This is a genomic window from Francisella hispaniensis FSC454 (genome assembly GCF_001885235.1).
Taxonomy (GTDB): Bacteria; Pseudomonadota; Gammaproteobacteria; order Francisellales; family Francisellaceae; genus Francisella; species Francisella hispaniensis.
The window spans coordinates 1,801,629-1,820,368 of the sequence record NZ_CP018093.1 but is presented as its reverse complement, the minus strand read 5'-3'; the positions used below and the strand labels follow the sequence as shown (position 1 = coordinate 1,820,368).

Below are 18,740 nucleotides of genomic sequence, written 5' to 3'. Positions count from 1 at the left end.
GAAATTAAAGATAAAAAAAAAGTTATTGGAAATGGACAATTTTATCGTGGATATGTGAGATTCCTGTGTTATATAGATAACTATGTATAAAACTAATATGCATAACACTGTTCCACGGAGCAATTATGTTTTCTGATATATGCTTTTTTCTCAGACCATTTACTCTCTATTGGATTTAAATCTGGTGAGTATGGAGGTAAAAACTCTATAATATGCCCTGCATCACGAATCATTTTTAACATATCTATATTTTTATGGAATGTAGCATTATCCATTACTATAACAGTTGTAGTTTTTAAGATAGGTAATAAGAAATGTTTTACCCAAGTTGTAAACACAGTCGTATCAATATTGCTTGTAAATAGTCCAACAGCAAATAATACCTTGCCAATCAAAGCACCTATGACATTGGTTCGACCTCTAGCTCCCCAGTTGCATACCCCATAACATCTTTGCCCTTGTGTAGAGTAACCATGAGTTCGGGGCATATCTAAGGCATGACCAGATTCATCAAGATAACATATAGGTAACCCTTGATCTTTATAAGATTGAATCTTATTCCTGAATAATTCTCGCCTCTCTTCGTCTACTTTGGGGTGAATTAGAGTTTTTTTATATGTAATATTTAACTTTTTAAGGTTATAGCTTATACAAAACTCACTTACGACCAACCTAGTAGCTCTTTCTTGTAAATAACTATCAGGATAATCTATAACGTCTTGTTTTAGCTTATTCATATCAAGTTTTGTATTAGGTTTATTTCTAGTGCCTTTAGGAAGATTCCCTTTTAACCATTGTTGGATACTTCTAACACTTATATTAAATTTATCAGCCAAGATTAGAAAACTCATACCCTCTGATTTTAACTTTAATACCTTCTTTATAAAGTGATGTGAATAGGCCATAGCTTAAATAAAAAATAGTATACTACTTTTATTAATAGTTAGCTATACATTGTCACAAACTATTTTTTATCTCCTTGTTCACAGGGAAGAGATTTAGCTATGCCGATATGCAAAAATATATATCCATATGTTGGTTTTATAGCTATTCCATTTTTTGCAGATAATTTTGTTCCTGTGCTAATAGTTACGATCTTATTAACAATGATACCTGCAGTATTTTGTGTTATTAAAGCATCAAGATATAAATCAAAGCTAAAAAAAGTTAATTCCCCTTCATAAATCAAGGGGAATTACTGTAGTTAAAATAAAGATTTACTATTTAATCTATTCATTTATATTGTGATAAAATACTAGTAGAGTATTTTAAATCCTGGATTTTAAATTACTCATTTTTTAGTGAAGATATTGAAGTTAACCCTGAAGAGGGTATTGTTTGGTAAGTGGTATTTGTAGAAATAGATTTTAAAAACCTATTTCCTAGATTCCGCGGTCAAGCCACCACACCCCGCCAATAAATTGGCACCCCTCTCGAGAGGGAATGGAATGACTACCACTTTTGACATAAATCCCCTCTTCACTAATAGCGATGGGGTATTGTTATGATTACAATCAAAAATGCTAATTTATTAGTAGAGATTAGTGAGCTAGGTGCTGAAGTTCGCGCTGTTATCAATACAGTAACAGAGCATGAGTATATGTGGTCTGGTGATGGTCGCGTATGGGCTGGAGTGTCTCCGGTACTATTTCCGGTAGTGGGTAAATCTCACGATAATAAGATCAAATACCAAGGTAAAGAATATCCTATGGGTAATCATGGTCTTGCTCGCCATACTGTATTTGATATTGTTTTACATAGTGAAAATAGTGTCATCTTAGCTATGGAGACTACCAAAGAAAACTATCCATTTAGACTAAGGTTTGGAGTCACATACACTCTTGAAGCTAATAAACTTATCACAGAATACAATATCATAAACTTAGATGATAATATTGCATCATGTGGTTTTGGAGCTCATCCAGCATTTGCTTGTCCGTTTGATGATAAACATCAGATAAATGATTATGAGATTACATTCTCTGAGCAAAAATTAGATTTTCATCCTATTACACCAGAGGCTTTTTATACTGGAGAAACCAAGCATTTCAAATTATCTAAGATTGAGCTAGATAATAATACTTTTGATAATGATGCTTTGGTATATAGTGGTTTCACAGATAAGAGGGTTAGGCTAGCTGAGAAAGGCTCTAATAGATATATTGAAGTGACTTTTGATGGTTTTGAATATCTTGGTTTATGGTCAAAACCTAAAGCAAATGCTCCGTATGTATGTATCGAACCATGGTGTGGCAGAAGTGATACACTAGGTATGGATGTTGATATTGAGTATCGTATTGGTAATGTTGATATACAACCACAACAGGCTTTTTCTCGCTCATATGCTATAGAGTTTGGTTATTAATTTTATTACAAAAAGTCGCTTATTTTTGTGTAATGGCTTGCAAAATATCTAAGTAGGTATCTATAAGAATAAAATCATTACTATCGGGGTTTATGGTTTTTTGTCCAAAAGGCTTAAGAAAACCTACAGGAGCCATATCTTTTCCTATAGATTTTGTAGCTGCAAATTTCATAACACTATTACTTATCTCTTCTGCACTAGTATTAGCATGTTTAGGTTTATATGACATCTGCATTTCTTTTTGGACAGAGCCAATACCTTTACAAGTTATCTCATCAGTTACTAGCTTTAGATCTACAGACTCTGCTGGAGTTGTTGTTTCAAATAAGATATTTACACAGTTTTTATATTTGTGGTTATTTACTTCAATTTCAGGAATAATTTTATAAGCAAGTAGTTTTTCATTAACAGCACCATATCTATCACCATTATCTAAAAGCATCTCTTGACCTAGTGTGATTCTAGCAGGTAAAAGTAGGGTGCTGTTAGGATATACCTTATCGGTTAAATACACGTCACCAAAGTAATTTACATAATATGTCTCATAATATTGTTCTAATATTTTATCTTTAGTGTTTTTTACAGTTACAAAGTACTGACATTTTGTGTTGTCATTATTACAAGACTCAATAGCTATATCAATAAAAATAGACTTATTTGCTTTTAGCGCGGTTCTTTTATAGCGGTACTGAGTATCAGGTTGCATAGATATATAATCACTGCCGTTGATTATAGTAGTAGAACAGCTTGATAATAATGCTATTGAAATTAAAGAAAAAAGTATCTTTTTCATAATATAAAGACTATTTTGTAATTGAGATAAGTATATTTTTATAAGTTATAGGTTTACTTGAGTTATTAGTTTCCTTGAGATTTTCTTTAACTAATCCAATCCCTTTACAATATATTTCTTGGCTTTGGGTTTTTTGTACTTTGTTATTAGATTGAATTGTTGAATTAGTCTCAAGCTCAATACAATCATTATATTTATTGCCATTAATAGTTATTTTAGGAATTTGTTTCTTAAACTCATAAGTATTTGTAAACTTAGTATCGACATTTGAACCATTATCATTTCTGATTTTGTTAAACTCAATTTTAGCTGGTAATAATAGTGTTTGTTGTTTTGAGTTTGGATAGGTTATATAAACAGCGCCATCAGCACTAACAACATAGCTATACTTGTATTTTGAACTAAGATTGGCTTCACCATTAGGGTCTTTGATTTGGCTAACATATTCACATGAAGTTTTAGTATTATTACAACTTTTAATAGTAGTCTGGATTGTGAATTTATCTTTATCATCAGCATTTACCCGTTGGTAGTTATATGTTGAGCCAACCTCAGTTGAAATATAGTCGCTACCTTTTAGCTCAGTGGCATAGCTCACAGATACTAAAGCAGTTATAAATGTAGATGTGACTATAAGCTTTTTCATATTATCTCCTTTTACAAATTACCTAAATTAACTTTATCACAACTATAATAAAATATGTATTTTTAGTTAAATTATTATGATTTAGGTTTAGAACTTATCAAGCAAATAATATTATAGCAAATAACTTCAGCTAATTAGTAAAACCATGATGGAGTATTATTTATAAATATGTTGACAATATGACTCTATTTGAGAAAATTAAACTATATTTAAGTTGAATCAAATACTTCATCATGTATTGTCACGCTTGTGTCATAGCTAATTATATGTATTTGAGTGTGTTTACAGATGTCTTATTGAATAGGGTAGTAAAATGATAAAAAGATATGATGTAGCAGAAATCTCAAAGATTTGGGCAGATGAAAACAAATATGCAAAAATGTTAGAGGTTGAGCTTGCCATTTTAGAGGCGCTTGAAGATAGAATGGTACCTAAAGGTACCACTGCAGAGATTCGTGCTAAAGCACAAATTAGGCCAGAGAGAGTTGATGAGATTGAGAAAGTTACCAAGCATGATATCATCGCATTTTGTACTTCTATCGCGGAGCAATTTACTGCTGAAACTGGTAAGTTTTTTCATTTTGGTGTTACATCTTCAGATATTATCGACTCTGCTCTTAGCCTACAAATCCGTGATTCCATGAGCTATGTTATCAAAGATTTAGAGGCGCTTTGTGATTCGCTACTTGCTAAGGCAGAAGAAACAAAAGAAATTATTACTATGGGAAGAAGTCATGGTATGTTTGCTGAGCCAATGAGTTTTGGTCAGAAGTTTCTTGGTGCTTATGTTGAGTTTAAGCGTAGGTTGAAAGATCTTAAAGAATTCCAAAAAGATGGCTTGACTGTGCAGTTCTCAGGTGCAGTAGGTAACTACTGTATTTTAACTACAGAAGATGAGAAAAAAGCAGCTGATATTTTAGGTTTGCCAGTTGAAGAAGTATCAACTCAGGTTATCCCAAGAGATAGAATTGCTAAGCTGATATCTATCCACGGACTTATTGCTTCTGCTATAGAGAGATTGGCGGTAGAGATTAGACATTTACATCGTAGTGATGTTTTTGAAGTATACGAAGGTTTCTCTAAAGGTCAAAAAGGCTCATCAACTATGCCGCATAAGAAAAATCCAATTTCTACAGAAAATCTAACAGGCATGGCAAGAATGCTAAGATCTCATGTATCTATAGCACTAGAAAACTGTGTGCTATGGCATGAGCGAGATATTTCTCACTCTTCAGCAGAGCGTTTTTATCTGCCAGATAACTTTGGTATTATGGTCTATGCTCTGCGTAGAATGAAAAATACTATCGATAACCTTGTTGTGCAAAGAGATATTATCGAAGATAGGGTTAGAAGTACTAGTGCTTATTTATCAAGTTTTTACTTACATTTCTTGGTAGCAAATACACCATTTATGCGAGAGGATTGTTACAAGATCGTTCAGCAAGTTGCTTTTGATCTTAAACAAGGAGAATCTTTCTCGAAGAAATTACAAAAAGTTATGCAAGATGAACGTAATATTATTTTAGATATTCCAGAGATGGATTTTGAGGGTATCAAAAAAACTTACTTAAAAGAAATAGATCATGTTTTTGAGCGATCTATTAAAGCTTAGAGTATATTAATTATCGATTATAATTTATCTGAGCAGAATTATAGTTTTGTAAATTTACAAAACCTTAATAGTTTAAAAACATATCAGAAGTAGACATTATAAAAATCTTGATTATACTAAGAAGGTATAAATTTAAAGACCTTGTATTTTATAATGTTATATAGACAAATAAAAACAGTTTTAAAAATTCCTAAACACACTGTATATTCACTAATTATATATAGTATTCTGTTAGGGTTTTTATCTCTTACTATCCCTGTTTCAGTACAGACACTAGTAAATCTTGTTGGTGTAAGTCTGTCAATAAGACCTGTTATATCGCTAATAACTATTTTATTTATCTTTTTAACAGCGGCTTTCTTTGTTAGGATTTTTCAACTAAAGCTTGTCGAGGATATTCAAAGGAAGGTTTTTGTCGAAACTGTACTTAGGATAATATCAGCTATTTATAGAGTAGATTTTAATGATTTGATAAGAATTAACGTTAGAGAAAAAATCAATAGGGCTTTTGAGCTAAAGTTCTTACAAAAGTCAGTTTCTGTGATATTTATAATTCTACTTGATATATTCCTACAGACGCTTTTCTGTGTAATTATTCTAGCATTCTATCATCCGATGTTTTTAGTCTTTGATATATTATTAATTACATGTATTGTACTAGTTATTTTTATCCCAATGAGAGCTGGTTATGAGGCGGGTTTAAAAGAATCAAGCAATATTTATGATATTGTTTACTGGTTTGAAGAGAGAACCGCTGAGTTTTTATCATTCAGACAGCGCCCAGAAGAAAGCTCTGTAAAAAAAGTAGATGCTAAATTATGTAACTACTTAGATGCCAGAGCTAACTTTTTTAGTGTAGTATTAAGACAACATGTATATATTGGTTTGACATATATCTTTATAAATATATTGCTTTTGGGTATTGGGAGTTATTTAATAATTAATGGTCAGCTATCGATTGGTCAACTTATTGCTGCAGAAATACTTGTAAATATTGTATTGTTAGGATTATTGAAATTTAGTCAATATCTTTATGATTGTTATGGTTTTATGGTAGCAATTCGCAAAATCTTAGATCTTTTAGAGATTTCCAAAAAGGATAGCCCAACATCTGAGCATAAAAATGCTAAATTAGAAACTGAAGTAACTTCTTTAGAGATAACATTGCCAGATTATCAAAAAGCGCGTTTTGATTATATTCAAAACCATTTTAATAATCTTTGCCTGACAAGACAGCAGGCACAAAAATTATTAAATGCTTTTTTTGATGATAATTCAGAAGAGATTATTAAGATAAATAATGTTTGTTTGAGTAATTATAGTAAAGAAGAGATTTGTAATAAGATTCATATAGCTAGCGGTATAGAAGTTGTCGCAGGTACTGTATTAGATAATTTATGTGAAAATGATTTTTCTCAAGAAAAATTAAAGTATCTAAGCGAGTTATTAGATGCTTTTGGTGTTAGTTTTCTTGAGAAATATTTTGAGAAGAAGATTGATTCACAGACTATCAAATATAATCTAGAATTTGATACTATGGTTGTACTTAAGATGAACTTGATAAGAGCTATTTTAAAACAGCCTAAGTTGCTAATACTAATTGATTCATATGGCTTAACTAATAGAAGTAATATGACAATTACGCAGATATTGCAGAAAATAGCAGTACCAACATTAATTATATCTATTCAGTAAGAGGCTTTTGATGCAGTTAAAATCGTATGAGATGCTTAAGAAGGATCCTAGTTTTAAGAAAATAATTTTGCTAGTGCTACTAAGCATTATTGTAGTAGGTATTATCTTAGCAATGATCCCATGGCAACAGACAATCGATGGCTATGGTGATGTTACAACTCTTTCACCATCTGAACGTCAACAGAATATCTCTGCACCAATTGGTGGTAGGCTAGGTAAGTGGTATGTCTTTGAGGGTGATGCAGTCAAAAAAGGTGATCCGATTGTTGAGGTTCTAGATTTGGACCCAGAAGTTGTCTCAAGATTGGAAGAAGAAAAATCAGCAATTGAACTAGGTATCAACTCTGTCAAATTAGCGATAAAAAATACAAAAAATAATATTGAAAGACATAAGTATCTTGTTGATAAGGGAGCTAGTACCCAAAGGATATACGAACAGGCACAGATGGAGATGGTTAACTATACACAGGAGCTAGCTAAGTTGAATGTTGATTTAGCTAAAGTCAAGGTACAAATTGCGCGTCAGCAAAGCCGATTAGTCAAGGCTCCTGCAGATGGTGTTATAGTTGATCGTATCCATGGTTTAGGAGGTGTGATTGTCAAAGATACAGATGTATTAGCAACAATTGTCCCTGATAGTAAATCACGTATTGTTGAATTATGGGTAAATAGTATGGATGTACCACTTGTCAAAATCGGTGATAAAGTGATGTTACAATTTGAAGGATGGCCAGCGGTACAGTTTAGTGGTTGGCCGCAAGTTGCTATAGGTACTTTTGAGGGAGAAGTTATATTTATATCACCACAAAATAATGCTCAAGGACAGTTTAAAATTTTTGTTAAACAAAGTGGTAAGAGAGATTGGCCACCCCCAGATGTATTAAGACTAGGTACCAAAGTACATGGTTGGGTATTACTTAATGATGTTAGCTTAGGCTACGAGTTATGGCGTAGATATAATGGTTTCCCAATCAATCTAAATAGTAGTCAGTTACGTATAGGTATTAAAAAGAGCCAAGAGGTTGAAAAACCAGCGACCATAAAAGAGCAAGTACAAAATCAACCCTCAAATATAAAATAGCGATTGTAAATCTTTCTTTATCCTAATGAGTATTCTATAATCTAATGGGTATTTACTTTGAACGATTTATTTAGGTGTTTAAATGGATAAAAAATTAGTAAAACATATTGCTAAACTATCTTGTTTTGATTTGACTGAAGAGCAGTTAGAGCAGTATACCAAAGATCTTACCAATATCTGTAAGATTCTAGATACAGTCAAAAAATTCGATGCTCAAGGAGTCAAACCAATGATATCTCCGATTAGTGTTGATTTTAAATTTCGTGAAGATATACCTCAAGATCAAGATAATCGTGCAAGTTTTGATAAATTTGCTTGTGAAGTAGTTGATGATTATTTTATGGTGCCACAGGTTGTTAAATAGGGTGAGCAATGTCATATATTAAGAAATTAAGAGCTAGATTAGATAGTCGCGAAGTCACAGCGGTTGAACTAACTAAACAATATCTAGCAAAAATAAAAGAACAAGATAAAAATATAAACTCTGTAATTACACTATGTGAAGCAGAAGCACTAAAAGAAGCAGCAGCAGCAGATAGTATAATATCTCAAGGAAAACAAGGATTGTTGACAGGTATTCCTATTCTGCATAAGGATCTTTTTTGTACTAAAGGTATAAGAACTACGGCTGCCTCTAAGATGTTGGATAATTTTGTAGCACCATACGACTCAACAGTGACAAAAAACTGTAAGGATCAAGGGATGGTCACTCTAGGCAAACTTAATATGGATGAGTTTGCTATGGGCTCAACTAATGAACATAGTTACTATGGTGCTGTTAGTAATCCTTGGGACTTAGAGAGAGTACCGGGAGGATCTTCCGGTGGCTCAGCTGCAGCAGTTGCTGCAGGTTTTGCCCCTGTAAGTACAGGTTCAGATACTGGTGGATCTGTAAGACAGCCTGCTAGCTTTTGTGGTCTAACAGCTATGAAGCCTAGTTATGGAAGTACTTCAAGGTTTGGCATGGTGGCGTTTGCATCATCTTTTGATCAAGCAGGTATTTTTGGACACTATGCTGAAGATGTCGCGATCATGTTAGATGCAGTCGCTGGCGAGTGTGAGTTTGATTCTACTTGTGTTGGTGTTAAACAAAATCATTTCACTCAAGATATAGAAAAAGATATCTCTGGTAAAGTAATCGGAATTGATGAGAGTCTAATCAAGGACCTACCAGAGCAAATCCAACAGGCAGTAGCAACAACGCTTAAAAACTTTGAGAAGCTAGGCGCTAAGATAAAATCAGTAAAAGTTCCAGATTTAAAAGAAGCTTTATCAACTTACTATATCATAACACCAGCAGAAGCAGCTGCTAACTTAGCTAGATATGATGGTGTTCGATACGGTTATCGTAATCCAGAAGCTAGAGACTTAGATGAATTATATAGAAAATCTCGTACAGATGGTTTTGGTACAGAGGTTAAGCGTAGAATTATGATTGGTAACTATGTTTTAGCATCGAGCCAGTATGATTCTTATTACAATAAGGCTCAGCAGCTACGTAAAGTAATGACTGATCAAATTAATGAAATCTTTACCCAAGTTGATGCTATCTTTATGCCAGCATCTCCAAGCGAGGCATTTAAAAAAGGTGATAAGCTAGATCCAGTTTCGGCATATTTATCAGATATCTACACTATTCCTGCTAATATATCTGGTTTACCAGCTATAGCTTTTCCTATTGGTTTTGCTAATGCTTTACCAGTTGGCGGACAGCTTATGGCTAAAGCATTTAATGATAATATCTTGACTCAGATGGTCGTACAGTATCAAAAGCACTACGGTATTGAAGAATTTATTTTAGAACAAGCGAGGATTTAATAGTGAATTGGGAAATGGTGATAGGGCTAGAAGTCCATATTCAATTAAGTACTAAATCTAAGCTGTTTTCGACTTCTGCAACAAAGTATGGGCAACATCAAAATACCCAAGCAGCATTTTTAGATTTAGGTTTGCCTGGAACTTTGCCAGTTGTAAATAAAGAAGCTATTCGTAAAGCAGTAATATTTGGCTTAGCTGTAGATGCTAAGATTTCAAAAGATAGTTTCTTTGCGCGAAAAAATTATTTTTATCCAGATTTACCAAAAGGTTATCAGATTAGCCAATCGACTAATCCGATAGTTCAAGAAGGTAAGCTAGAGATTGAAACTTCAAAGGGGATGAAAACTATCAGAATTGAGCGCGCACATTTAGAAGAAGATGCAGGTAAATCTGTTCATGGTTATGTTGCTGGTGAAACAGGCTTAGATTATAATCGTGCAGGCACACCACTTCTAGAGATTGTTACATATCCTGATTTTAGGTCAGCAGAAGAGGTCGTTGCTTATCTTAAAAAACTTCATCAGTTAGTTAAGCATCTAGGTATTTGCGATGGAAACATGCAAGAAGGCTCATTTAGATGTGATGTTAATTTATCTATCAGACCACATGGGCAGTCTGAATTTGGTACGCGTGCTGAGCTTAAAAATATAAACTCATTTAAGTTTATTGATAAGGCTATCGAATATGAATATGCTCGTCAAGTTATAGTGTTAGAATCAGGAGGCAAGGTTGTTCAAGAAACTCGCCTTTATGATGCTGATGCTAATGAGACGCGCTCGATGCGTGCAAAAGAGGATGCTTTTGATTATCGCTATTTTCCAGATCCAGATTTATTACCGTTGGTGATAACTGATGAGTATATTGAGAGTATCAAAAAGCAAATGCCACTGAAACCAGAAGAGCGTGAAGCAGTATATCGTGAACATTTGGCTGATCAAGAGGTTGAATTTTTATTATCGAATCTTGAGATAGCAGATTATTATGATCAAGTAGCAGCTGTGATAGGATACAAGCCAGCGTATAACTGGATAACAGTCGATCTAATATCTACTCTTAATAGAGCTGAAAAAGAATTTTCTAGTGATATTGTTCCTACTGAGATTCTATTAGAAATTATTGCTAATGTCCAAAAAGATCTAATATCTCAAGCTAATGCTAAGAAAGTGATAGCAGAGTATATAGATACTCCTAGTGAAATTGAGGCTATTATTGAAAAGCTTGGACTAAAACAAGTATCAGATGAGGGTATGATTCGCGAATTAGTTCAAGGTATAATAGCAGCTAACCCTCAACAAGCAGCTGACTTTAAAGCTGGAAAAACAAAGCTTATGAGTTTTTTTGTCGGTCAAGCTATGAAAGCAAGTAAAGGTAAAGCAAATCCTAAGCAAGTTAATCAAATAGTTCAAGAAGAGCTAAATAAATAAAATAGGAAAATATAATGAATACAAATAAATTTTACTATGAACTTATGAAGCTAAATGTTTTAAGTAGTAGTTATGTTGATGATAGCTATAAAGCAGCGTGGCAGGGAAATGTCTATCCTTTCTTTCATGATAGCAAATATGAGTTTCATTATGAGGTTGCAAAGTACTTTGATAGAGCTGATGAAAAAACTATCGATAAATTATGCTCTCTACTAGATGATTATGTTGATGAGAGAGCAGACTTTAGTAATTTTGAAGCAAAAGTCGAAAAAGTTGTTGGCAAAGGTAATGTTTATTATGTGTTAAATTATATTTTTAGAGCTGGGCAATATAAGAAACTTTTAGAAAATATTAGGCTAAATAAAATTCATTTTAGCCAACATTTTATCGATCGCTTTGAAGCCGGTGGATATTTAGATTAATTACTCTTGATTTTCTTATAACTTTATTCCTAAATATTCTTTAGCAATATATTTAAAAAGTGCTTTATGAATTTGATAAGTTGGATGAACTCCATCCCAAAATACAAATTCTTGAGGATTTTTACACAGAGTTACAGTTTCAGCAGCTAATATTGAGGTAGTAATATCAGGAGTTAGAGGTATCTTACCCATATCTATTTTCCTAGAAGTAATATTGTTAAAGTTTTGTAATACCTTTAGTTTAGGGTTTGAGGTTAACAGACCCTTATAGAAGTGCTTAGACTGATTTGTATGCTCGTAAGCAAAATATCCACCTCTCCAACAGCTTTCTGTGGTTTTGTTTGGATCTATCGAAGTTTGGAATTCTTTGTTAAAGTTATCTGTATCATTAATTAGTATTTCAAAGATTCGATTTATATCAACAAACTCGATATTTGTTTGATTTTCTGCAAACTGTTTTAAGAGCTCGTTATGTAACAAAGATACTTCTCTGAGAAGATTTTGATTTCCAATCTCTTTTGATTCAGGGGTTAAGCCTAAATTAGGTAGTCCAATGATTAATGTCATTTGAGCATTTACTTTGTTAACTGCTGCTATGATTTTATCAGTTACTTCTGAGGCAATAATATGAAGAGAGGTTGGATCTTGATCCGCATCAATTGTTAAATAGTCATTTGCTCCAATAAAGAATATGGCTAGATTTTTATCTGTATCATGAGCGCCATTATCTATTGCATATGCTCTTAATTCTGTACCTAATGTATAAGGTAATCCTAAATCTGTCCATGATGGCTCAAAAACTGCAGTAGCACCTCCAACAGCATAATTGCTAATTGGAATTTTATTTTCTAGAAGTCCATTGAGCATAGTTATCCAAATAGAACCATTTGAGAACATTCCTCGATAATAAGGGATGGATCTTGGGATAATTCCATTAGTGTACTTATATAAGTTGCCAGTATCACTTAAACTATCCCCAAAGATAAGTATTCTTTCGATATTTTTTAATTTACTATCATCTATGTTTGCATATTTTGGACATGCGGAAATTGTAAATATTGGTATTCGATATTTTAATGTTGTAGTATAACTATGCCATTTATATTTATAATCACCTTTTTGATGCTCTATAGCAATATCACCAACTAAATTGTTAAAGTAAGCTTTATTTGATTTCCAGCCATTTTTTAAACTGAATTGTATCGAACCATTATTGTGTAAATTTTCCGAATAATAATTGATATTTATTATCGATGTACTATTAAAGATTTTATCATTTGTATACTGACCGAGATTAATATATTCATTAGCAAGTAACTTCTGATTGTCTATTTTTTTACCAGTACTATTACCAGGTGCAACATTTAAAAATATTGGTACTGAGCAGTTATTTTCTATAATAATTTCAGATCTAGCATTACTGTAGCAAATACTATTTATAGAGATACTCGATAACAAGATTAAAAATAACCATTGCTAAAGTTACTGATTAATAAACTATTTTCCATTTAAACCTCTATATTATTGTTAGATATACAGAAATAAATAATAATACTTAAAGATATACAGCCATATCTACGGTAATAGTATTCATATGTTTACCATTATATAGTTGTTGGTATGAGTACTCTGGTCCAAAAAGTACATTATTATCAAAATATGCGCGTTGTGAGGAAACTATAAGCTGTTTTTTTATCCCTGATGATGATCTTCCAAAGTTAAGTGGTGAGGCGGTTAAAGTCATCGGGATATTTGTTGAATTATAAGATTCACCATATGACATTCCAAAGTTGGTTTTTCTACCTCTAAAAATAAGTGAATAGTTGGCAGCAGCATACCATCCTCCAGCTAAAACATCTTTACCAGAGCCTGTAAAGTCTTTTTTATTAGTTGTTGTTGCCCAACCAGCACCTAAATTTAAGAAACCACCAGCAATAGCATAAGTAATATTTGTATTGATATTAAAACTACCAATAGTATCGTTTGGTTGTCCTTGACTCTGTAAGAACTTACTTAAAGAGGGATTACCTGCTCCTGCCATATTATAAACATAACCAGTATTAAAACCGACAGCTATATCTTGGGTCCATTTTTGTGCATAAAATAGTCCAGTTGAAAAATTAAACTGGTTATCATTAGAGCCAAAAACAGCGACATTAGCATTCAATATATCACTTTTATAGTTTAGTGAAACATTTGTCACTTTACCAGGAGAGAGGAAGTTTTTTGTTATTCCACCTGTCCATGGACCACCTCCACCAAACGCACCTACTGAGAGTTTGTTTCTTCCAGCAGTTAAGAAAAAAGGAGAAGTATCAAGGTTACCAAAGATGACAAAGGCATTACCTAAAGAGAAATTATTAAGTTCAGTAGTGTTAAATTCTATTTCAGTGGTTACATAATGTCCGATATTTGATAAAAAGTATAAGTTTGCTGCAGTTAGTGCTATGTTTTGACCATTACTACTTAATTTAGTAGCATTATTTGCTATATTTGTACTACCAAACCAGAGCTGTGCATCAGCTTCAATTTTACCACCAAAGAATATCGAATAACTATCAAACTTATTCCTTAAGCCCATTAGTGTTGAGGCAAATAGATTACTTGATATCATTCCTATAGGTACAGTGTTGTTACCAGAGTATGCACCTAAAAATGTAACTTCACCTCGAGTTGTAATAGCAGGCGCACCACCAACATTTATACCACCGTCTTTATCAAAGATACCGCCAATAGGGTAGTCGCTTAGATTTATGATAGAACTATCAGTACCTACGTTTGTCATTATATCGAGAGCTAATTTGTTATTATCAGGTAAGCTAGGTAGACCAATGTTTTCGACTTTTGAACTGTATGTAGCAAATAATACTGAATCATTTGAGTTTTTTATTTGGGTTAAATGATTTATTTCAGCTTGAATATTTGCTATTTGTGATTGTAGTTCGACTATGCCTTGTTTATCAATTGAGTCTGATTTTTGCGACTGTTCATTAGAATTTTCAAAACTGTTAGAAAATCCCATAAAGGGCGTAATTGATAATACTAAAAAGCATATAGATGCTATGTTAATTTTAGTTAGCATATTAATAAAGAAACAAAGAAAATAAATTAATTTTTAGATATTAAATTAAATGATAATGATAATCAATATTATTAATCTAAAAGTTTTATTTATCTCTCCTAATATAGAAAAACCACATTGCAAAAGAGCTTAGACTTAGCAAAGTTATAAGTACAGTGATAGGAAATAAAGAAGAAATTGACAAGTGACTAGTAATAAAACTACTTAATGCAGATAATAAAAATTCCAATGATAGTGCAAAAGCCATGGCTGTACCAATCATTTTAGGAAATGGTGATACTACGCCAACTGCCGCTGTTGTCATGATAAAACCCGTTCCTAAGAAATAAATGAACATCGCTGTAATAGTAAGATATGGACCATCAAATTTAAGTATAGATGTTGCTGATAGGAATACAGCTGCTAATACTAAGATCAATGCTCCAACTCCAGTTAAATTTGAAATACCTCTTTTTAGTACATAACGACCACAGATAGCGGCTCCAAGTAGGTGAGCTATTAACAAACTAGACATCATCATCCCAAAAGTTTTTGGTGAAACTGCATAAGTTTTTATCATTAAGAAAGCAGCATTTGTATTAAATGCTGACTCACCAGCTACCATTAGGCTTGTACACATTAGATAACCAAAGAATACGCGATTACGCAAGATACTAGAATAATCCTTAAGGACTCCTAATAAAGAAAATGGTTTTTGGAGTTTCTCAGATTGGGTCTCGGGTAAATATTTTAGCATTATTATAAATATCAAACTGCTATAGACTAGCATCGTAGCAAAAGCTAACTGCCAATTTTTGAATATGGCTATTATTCCTCCTAAAGTAGGTAAACAAGCAATAATTACCGCGGCTAGAGCAAATAAGTAGCCGAATATATTAGCAGCTTTATCATTTGGATATGAGTCATTAATAATAACTCTACCCATAAGTATAGTACCACTTACACCGAGTCCTTGAACAAAACGCCAAAAAATTAACCAGTATATATCTGTTGTTAGCATACATAACAGACTACTTGACATATATAATATTAGTCCAAGAAGCATAAATTTGCGGCGACCATAGATTTCAGACAGTGGTCCATAAACTATCATTCCTAGAGCTTTACCAGCTAAGAAGAAAGCTATTACGTATTGAGTAAGCTTTACGGAAGCATCGAGATTTTTAGAAAGTATTGGCAGTAATGGGAGTAAAAAATGTACGCCCATATTACCTAAAAACCATGTTAAAAGAACAAGTAAAGGAATATATTTTAAACTTTTAGTATCAATCTGCATTTTATTACCTATTTAATTAATGTGTTTGTTTGACTCTGAGGACTTGATATTGCTGATTTTTGTCAATTAGGATTACACTTGGCTTTAGATGAATAAACTCATTATTTCTTGATATGTTATAAGCCCCAACCCCATCTATCAGTAATTTATCTCCATATCGAAGCTTAGGTAAAAACACATTATCATCTAAAAAATCATGCTGCATACAACTAGGACCCAATAGTATGGTTTTCTTATAGTCGTCATCAGTTTTTAGGTGATAGATTGGATGTCTATATGTAGATGTGGTTGGTATGGTGTGTATTCCTGCATCTGTTATTAAGCTCTGAAAATCTTCATTTTGCTCTCTGGTACCGACTATGGTTGTTAGTAGTGCTATTGAGTAATCAACCAAACTACGTCCTAGCTCAAAAATTAGTTTAGTCTTATTATTAGTTTTGTTTAAATACTCTTTTAAGGGAGCTATTATTGTCGTGCTATATAATTCTAAATCAAAGGGTCTGTATGGGTGTAATTGTTTATCTTTTAGAGTAGGACTTATTCCTGCTAAACCACCGCCTAAGTCTATCCAATCTAAAGTAAGTTTATACTTTGTTAGAATTGTCTCAGCCAATCCGGCAATATTTTTTGCCATTGCTGCAAATCTCGAGATATCTCTAATATTTGTGCCAATGTGACAATGTAACCCAGCTAATTGAATATTCTGTATTTGTTGTATTTTGTCGATGACGGCAAATATATCATCATTATTTTGTTGATTAGATAATGCAAATCCAAATCTAGACCAATTTTGAGGAGTTTTATTATCTGCTACTCTTAAGCCAATTTTTGCAGTTATATTTAGCTCTTTTGCAATCTTTGCAATACGCAATATCTCATCAAAGTGATCGCAGTTTATTATAGCATTTAAACGTAACGCTTTGATTAAGCTTGCATCGTTTTTATATGGGCCATTAAAGATTATACCTTTATCCCAGAGCTGCAGTTTTTCTATCAGCTGGAATTCATCGCTTGAGACAACTTCAGGGATAAATCCTACTTGATAAAATTTTTGGATAATAGTGCTTAGAGATTGAGTTTTTACTGAGTATGCAGCAATACTATTTTTATATTGTTTCAAAATAGTTTGTTGAAAAAAATTGGCACGCTCTAGTAAAGCATTTTCATCAATGATAAAACATGGCGAAGCATATCTTTGTATAATTGTTTCAATTTGATTCTCTGAAAGTTTATTAAAGACACTTTTAGAATTACTTAGTTTAGACATTTACTAAATCCTTATTTTTAAAATTGGATGATTTAAGCTCAAAAAGATAAAGTAGACATATATACATCACTACTAAAAACATATAAATAACAGCGGTAATATAGAAAACAGTTTGCATTGTTGATATTTGGAATATAAATCCGCCTAAGAAAATACCGCAGAGATTTCCAAATTTAGAGAATGTATTACAGTAGCCAATTAGAAAACCAAAATTATTATCTTTAGTTCTACAAGCTAAGCTAAATAAGCATGGTAGTGTGCCGGCAAAGGTAACTCCAAGTATGAATCTAGCTGCTAATATAAGGTAAATGTTGTGTGTAAATCCATGAACATAAATTGCTACAGTGGATATTGCAAACAAAATTATAAAATAGCTACTGGCAAAGAAATATTGATTATTAACTTGTTTGTTAAGGAGCTTATCAAATAAATAACCTATCGGTGCTGAAAATAGCAGTAGACTAAATGCAGGTGCTGCGTAAATAACAGCTATGATTATTGGGTCTGAGCTAAAAAACTCTTTAGCATAAATAGCAAAAAATGATTGTGGCAAAAATTTTGCTGTTTGAGATAATAAAATAGCTAAGAAAATTACCGAGAAATAAACATATATTAAATAGTTATTAGAAGTATTTTTATGATAGCAATTTTTATTATTATCTTGTTTTAATAATAAAGAAGGTTTTGAGATACTTTCTAATTTAATCAGTAATACGATAAAGATACAGCAAGCTACAACAGCACAAATCAAAAATATTTGGTTATAACTAAGTAAGGTGGCTAAAACTCCACCTATCAAAGGACCTATAGCGATACCGATTGCTGTAGATGATTGTAACCAGGCAAGTATACGACTTCTAAATTCTTTTGAAACAATAACTACAGCATAGCTTTGAGCTGCTAATAAAAAGCCAGCTATAGCTCCTTGGATAAATCTTAGGATTATAAACAGCAAAGCACTATTTGTTAGATATATCAGTAATTGTATAATAGCTAAAGCTAAGGCAGCTCTAAGGATCATTGTTTTATAGCCAAATCTATCGGCATATTTGCCCCAAAAAGGAGAGAAAAGCATTGCTGATATTAAAGGCATTGCATAAGCTAAGACATTCCAGGTATTTACTGGTAGTAGATCAAAATCACTAAGGGATTGTAAGTAAATTGGTAAAAAAGGATTACTCATCTCCATAGCAGCTATGATTATAAGCTGACAACAACATAATAGCAGTATTTGTGCTTTTATATGATTATTCATGATT

Annotated in this window: 16 protein-coding genes and 1 pseudogene; 9 read left to right on the top strand and 8 right to left on the bottom strand. The window is 32.5% G+C overall.

Going from position 1 to position 18,740, the window contains the following annotated elements:
* Positions 1-92: 92 nt before the first annotated feature.
* Positions 93-905, bottom strand: coding sequence for an IS630 family transposase (locus FSC454_RS08915; protein ID WP_071794746.1), 813 nt, complete (start codon positions 903-905; stop codon positions 93-95).
* Positions 906-1,004: 99 nt separating this feature from the next.
* Between FSC454_RS08915 and FSC454_RS09715 the strand changes: the two genes are divergently transcribed.
* Together FSC454_RS09715 and FSC454_RS08905 are read left to right on the top strand one after the other, a co-directional pair.
* A complete protein-coding gene (locus tag FSC454_RS09715) occupies positions 1,005-1,184 on the top strand; it encodes a hypothetical protein (protein WP_156860532.1) in 180 nt (59 codons plus the stop codon).
* A gap of 320 nt (positions 1,185-1,504) precedes the next feature.
* The gene (locus tag FSC454_RS08905) at positions 1,505-2,365 is read left to right on the top strand and encodes an aldose 1-epimerase family protein (protein ID WP_066046028.1); all 861 of its coding nucleotides are present in this window, start codon (positions 1,505-1,507) and stop codon (positions 2,363-2,365) included.
* A gap of 19 nt (positions 2,366-2,384) precedes the next feature.
* Here FSC454_RS08905 and FSC454_RS08900 read toward each other — a convergent pair whose 3' ends face one another.
* Both FSC454_RS08900 and FSC454_RS08895 read right to left on the bottom strand, forming a co-directional pair.
* Positions 2,385-3,158, bottom strand: a complete 774-nt coding sequence (locus FSC454_RS08900; RefSeq protein WP_066046031.1) for a hypothetical protein — start codon at positions 3,156-3,158, stop codon at positions 2,385-2,387.
* Between the two features lie 10 nt (positions 3,159-3,168).
* Positions 3,169-3,804 (bottom strand): hypothetical protein, encoded by a 636-nt coding sequence (locus tag FSC454_RS08895; RefSeq protein WP_066046034.1) that lies wholly within the window; start codon positions 3,802-3,804, stop codon positions 3,169-3,171.
* A 313-nt stretch (positions 3,805-4,117) separates the two neighbouring features.
* Here FSC454_RS08895 and purB point away from each other — a divergent pair, with 313 nt between their 5' ends.
* From purB to FSC454_RS08860, 7 genes are all read left to right on the top strand, one after another.
* Positions 4,118-5,416 carry an adenylosuccinate lyase gene (purB, locus tag FSC454_RS08890; RefSeq protein WP_066046036.1) on the top strand — a complete coding sequence of 433 codons (1,299 nt, stop codon included), beginning with the start codon at positions 4,118-4,120 and terminating at the stop codon, positions 5,414-5,416.
* Between the two features lie 153 nt (positions 5,417-5,569).
* On the top strand, positions 5,570-7,111 hold the full coding sequence (locus tag FSC454_RS08885) for an ATP-binding cassette domain-containing protein (RefSeq protein ID WP_066046040.1): 1,542 nt from the start codon (positions 5,570-5,572) through the stop codon (positions 7,109-7,111).
* A 10-nt stretch (positions 7,112-7,121) separates the two neighbouring features.
* Complete coding sequence (locus FSC454_RS08880) at positions 7,122-8,192, top strand: efflux RND transporter periplasmic adaptor subunit (protein ID WP_066046043.1); 1,071 nt, start codon at positions 7,122-7,124, stop codon at positions 8,190-8,192.
* Between the two features lie 82 nt (positions 8,193-8,274).
* A complete protein-coding gene (gene gatC / locus FSC454_RS08875; protein ID WP_014549033.1) occupies positions 8,275-8,556 on the top strand; it encodes an Asp-tRNA(Asn)/Glu-tRNA(Gln) amidotransferase subunit GatC in 282 nt (93 codons plus the stop codon).
* Positions 8,557-8,564: 8 nt separating this feature from the next.
* Complete coding sequence (gatA, locus tag FSC454_RS08870) at positions 8,565-10,010, top strand: Asp-tRNA(Asn)/Glu-tRNA(Gln) amidotransferase subunit GatA (protein WP_066046046.1); 1,446 nt, start codon at positions 8,565-8,567, stop codon at positions 10,008-10,010.
* A gap of 2 nt (positions 10,011-10,012) precedes the next feature.
* Positions 10,013-11,434 carry an Asp-tRNA(Asn)/Glu-tRNA(Gln) amidotransferase subunit GatB gene (gene gatB, locus FSC454_RS08865; protein ID WP_156470882.1) on the top strand — a complete coding sequence of 474 codons (1,422 nt, stop codon included), beginning with the start codon at positions 10,013-10,015 and terminating at the stop codon, positions 11,432-11,434.
* 14 nt (positions 11,435-11,448) lie between these two features.
* Positions 11,449-11,856 carry a hypothetical protein gene (locus tag FSC454_RS08860; protein WP_014549030.1) on the top strand — a complete coding sequence of 136 codons (408 nt, stop codon included), beginning with the start codon at positions 11,449-11,451 and terminating at the stop codon, positions 11,854-11,856.
* Positions 11,857-11,871: 15 nt separating this feature from the next.
* Here FSC454_RS08860 and fslF read toward each other — a convergent pair.
* From fslF to fslB, 5 genes and pseudogenes are all read right to left on the bottom strand, one after another.
* Positions 11,872-13,364 (bottom strand): annotated as a pseudogene (fslF, locus tag FSC454_RS08855) (protein FslF).
* A 47-nt stretch (positions 13,365-13,411) separates the two neighbouring features.
* The gene (gene fslE / locus FSC454_RS08850; protein ID WP_066046051.1) at positions 13,412-14,938 is read right to left on the bottom strand and encodes a rhizoferrin import outer membrane protein FslE; all 1,527 of its coding nucleotides are present in this window, start codon (positions 14,936-14,938) and stop codon (positions 13,412-13,414) included.
* An 85-nt stretch (positions 14,939-15,023) separates the two neighbouring features.
* Positions 15,024-16,214 (bottom strand): rhizoferrin import MFS transporter FslD, encoded by a 1,191-nt coding sequence (fslD, locus tag FSC454_RS08845; protein WP_066046053.1) that lies wholly within the window; start codon positions 16,212-16,214, stop codon positions 15,024-15,026.
* A 16-nt stretch (positions 16,215-16,230) separates the two neighbouring features.
* Positions 16,231-17,481 carry a rhizoferrin biosystnesis N-citrylornithine decarboxylase FslC gene (gene fslC / locus FSC454_RS08840; protein WP_066046055.1) on the bottom strand — a complete coding sequence of 417 codons (1,251 nt, stop codon included), beginning with the start codon at positions 17,479-17,481 and terminating at the stop codon, positions 16,231-16,233.
* On the bottom strand, positions 17,474-18,736 hold the full coding sequence (gene fslB, locus FSC454_RS08835; RefSeq protein ID WP_066046062.1) for a rhizoferrin export MFS transporter FslB: 1,263 nt from the start codon (positions 18,734-18,736) through the stop codon (positions 17,474-17,476). Before fslB ends, fslC begins: the two co-directional genes overlap by 8 nt.
* Positions 18,737-18,740 lie beyond the last annotated feature (4 nt).

Bases quoted from the DNA above. Each gene is read 5' to 3' on its own strand.
- FSC454_RS08915 (WP_071794746.1), bottom strand. From the start codon at position 905: ATGGCCTATTCACATCACTTTATAAAGAAGGTATTAAAGTTAAAATCA.
- FSC454_RS09715 (WP_156860532.1), top strand. From the start codon at position 1,005: ATGCCGATATGCAAAAATATATATCCATATGTTGGTTTTATAGCTATT.
- FSC454_RS08905 (WP_066046028.1), top strand. From the start codon at position 1,505: ATGATTACAATCAAAAATGCTAATTTATTAGTAGAGATTAGTGAGCTA.
- FSC454_RS08900 (WP_066046031.1), bottom strand. From the start codon at position 3,158: ATGAAAAAGATACTTTTTTCTTTAATTTCAATAGCATTATTATCAAGC.
- FSC454_RS08895 (WP_066046034.1), bottom strand. From the start codon at position 3,804: ATGAAAAAGCTTATAGTCACATCTACATTTATAACTGCTTTAGTATCT.
- purB (WP_066046036.1), top strand. From the start codon at position 4,118: ATGATAAAAAGATATGATGTAGCAGAAATCTCAAAGATTTGGGCAGAT.
- FSC454_RS08885 (WP_066046040.1), top strand. From the start codon at position 5,570: ATGTTATATAGACAAATAAAAACAGTTTTAAAAATTCCTAAACACACT.
- FSC454_RS08880 (WP_066046043.1), top strand. From the start codon at position 7,122: ATGCAGTTAAAATCGTATGAGATGCTTAAGAAGGATCCTAGTTTTAAG.
- gatC (WP_014549033.1), top strand. From the start codon at position 8,275: ATGGATAAAAAATTAGTAAAACATATTGCTAAACTATCTTGTTTTGAT.
- gatA (WP_066046046.1), top strand. From the start codon at position 8,565: ATGTCATATATTAAGAAATTAAGAGCTAGATTAGATAGTCGCGAAGTC.
- FSC454_RS08860 (WP_014549030.1), top strand. From the start codon at position 11,449: ATGAATACAAATAAATTTTACTATGAACTTATGAAGCTAAATGTTTTA.
- fslE (WP_066046051.1), bottom strand. From the start codon at position 14,938: ATGCTAACTAAAATTAACATAGCATCTATATGCTTTTTAGTATTATCA.
- fslD (WP_066046053.1), bottom strand. From the start codon at position 16,214: ATGCAGATTGATACTAAAAGTTTAAAATATATTCCTTTACTTGTTCTT.
- fslC (WP_066046055.1), bottom strand. From the start codon at position 17,481: ATGTCTAAACTAAGTAATTCTAAAAGTGTCTTTAATAAACTTTCAGAG.
- fslB (WP_066046062.1), bottom strand. From the start codon at position 18,736: ATGAATAATCATATAAAAGCACAAATACTGCTATTATGTTGTTGTCAG.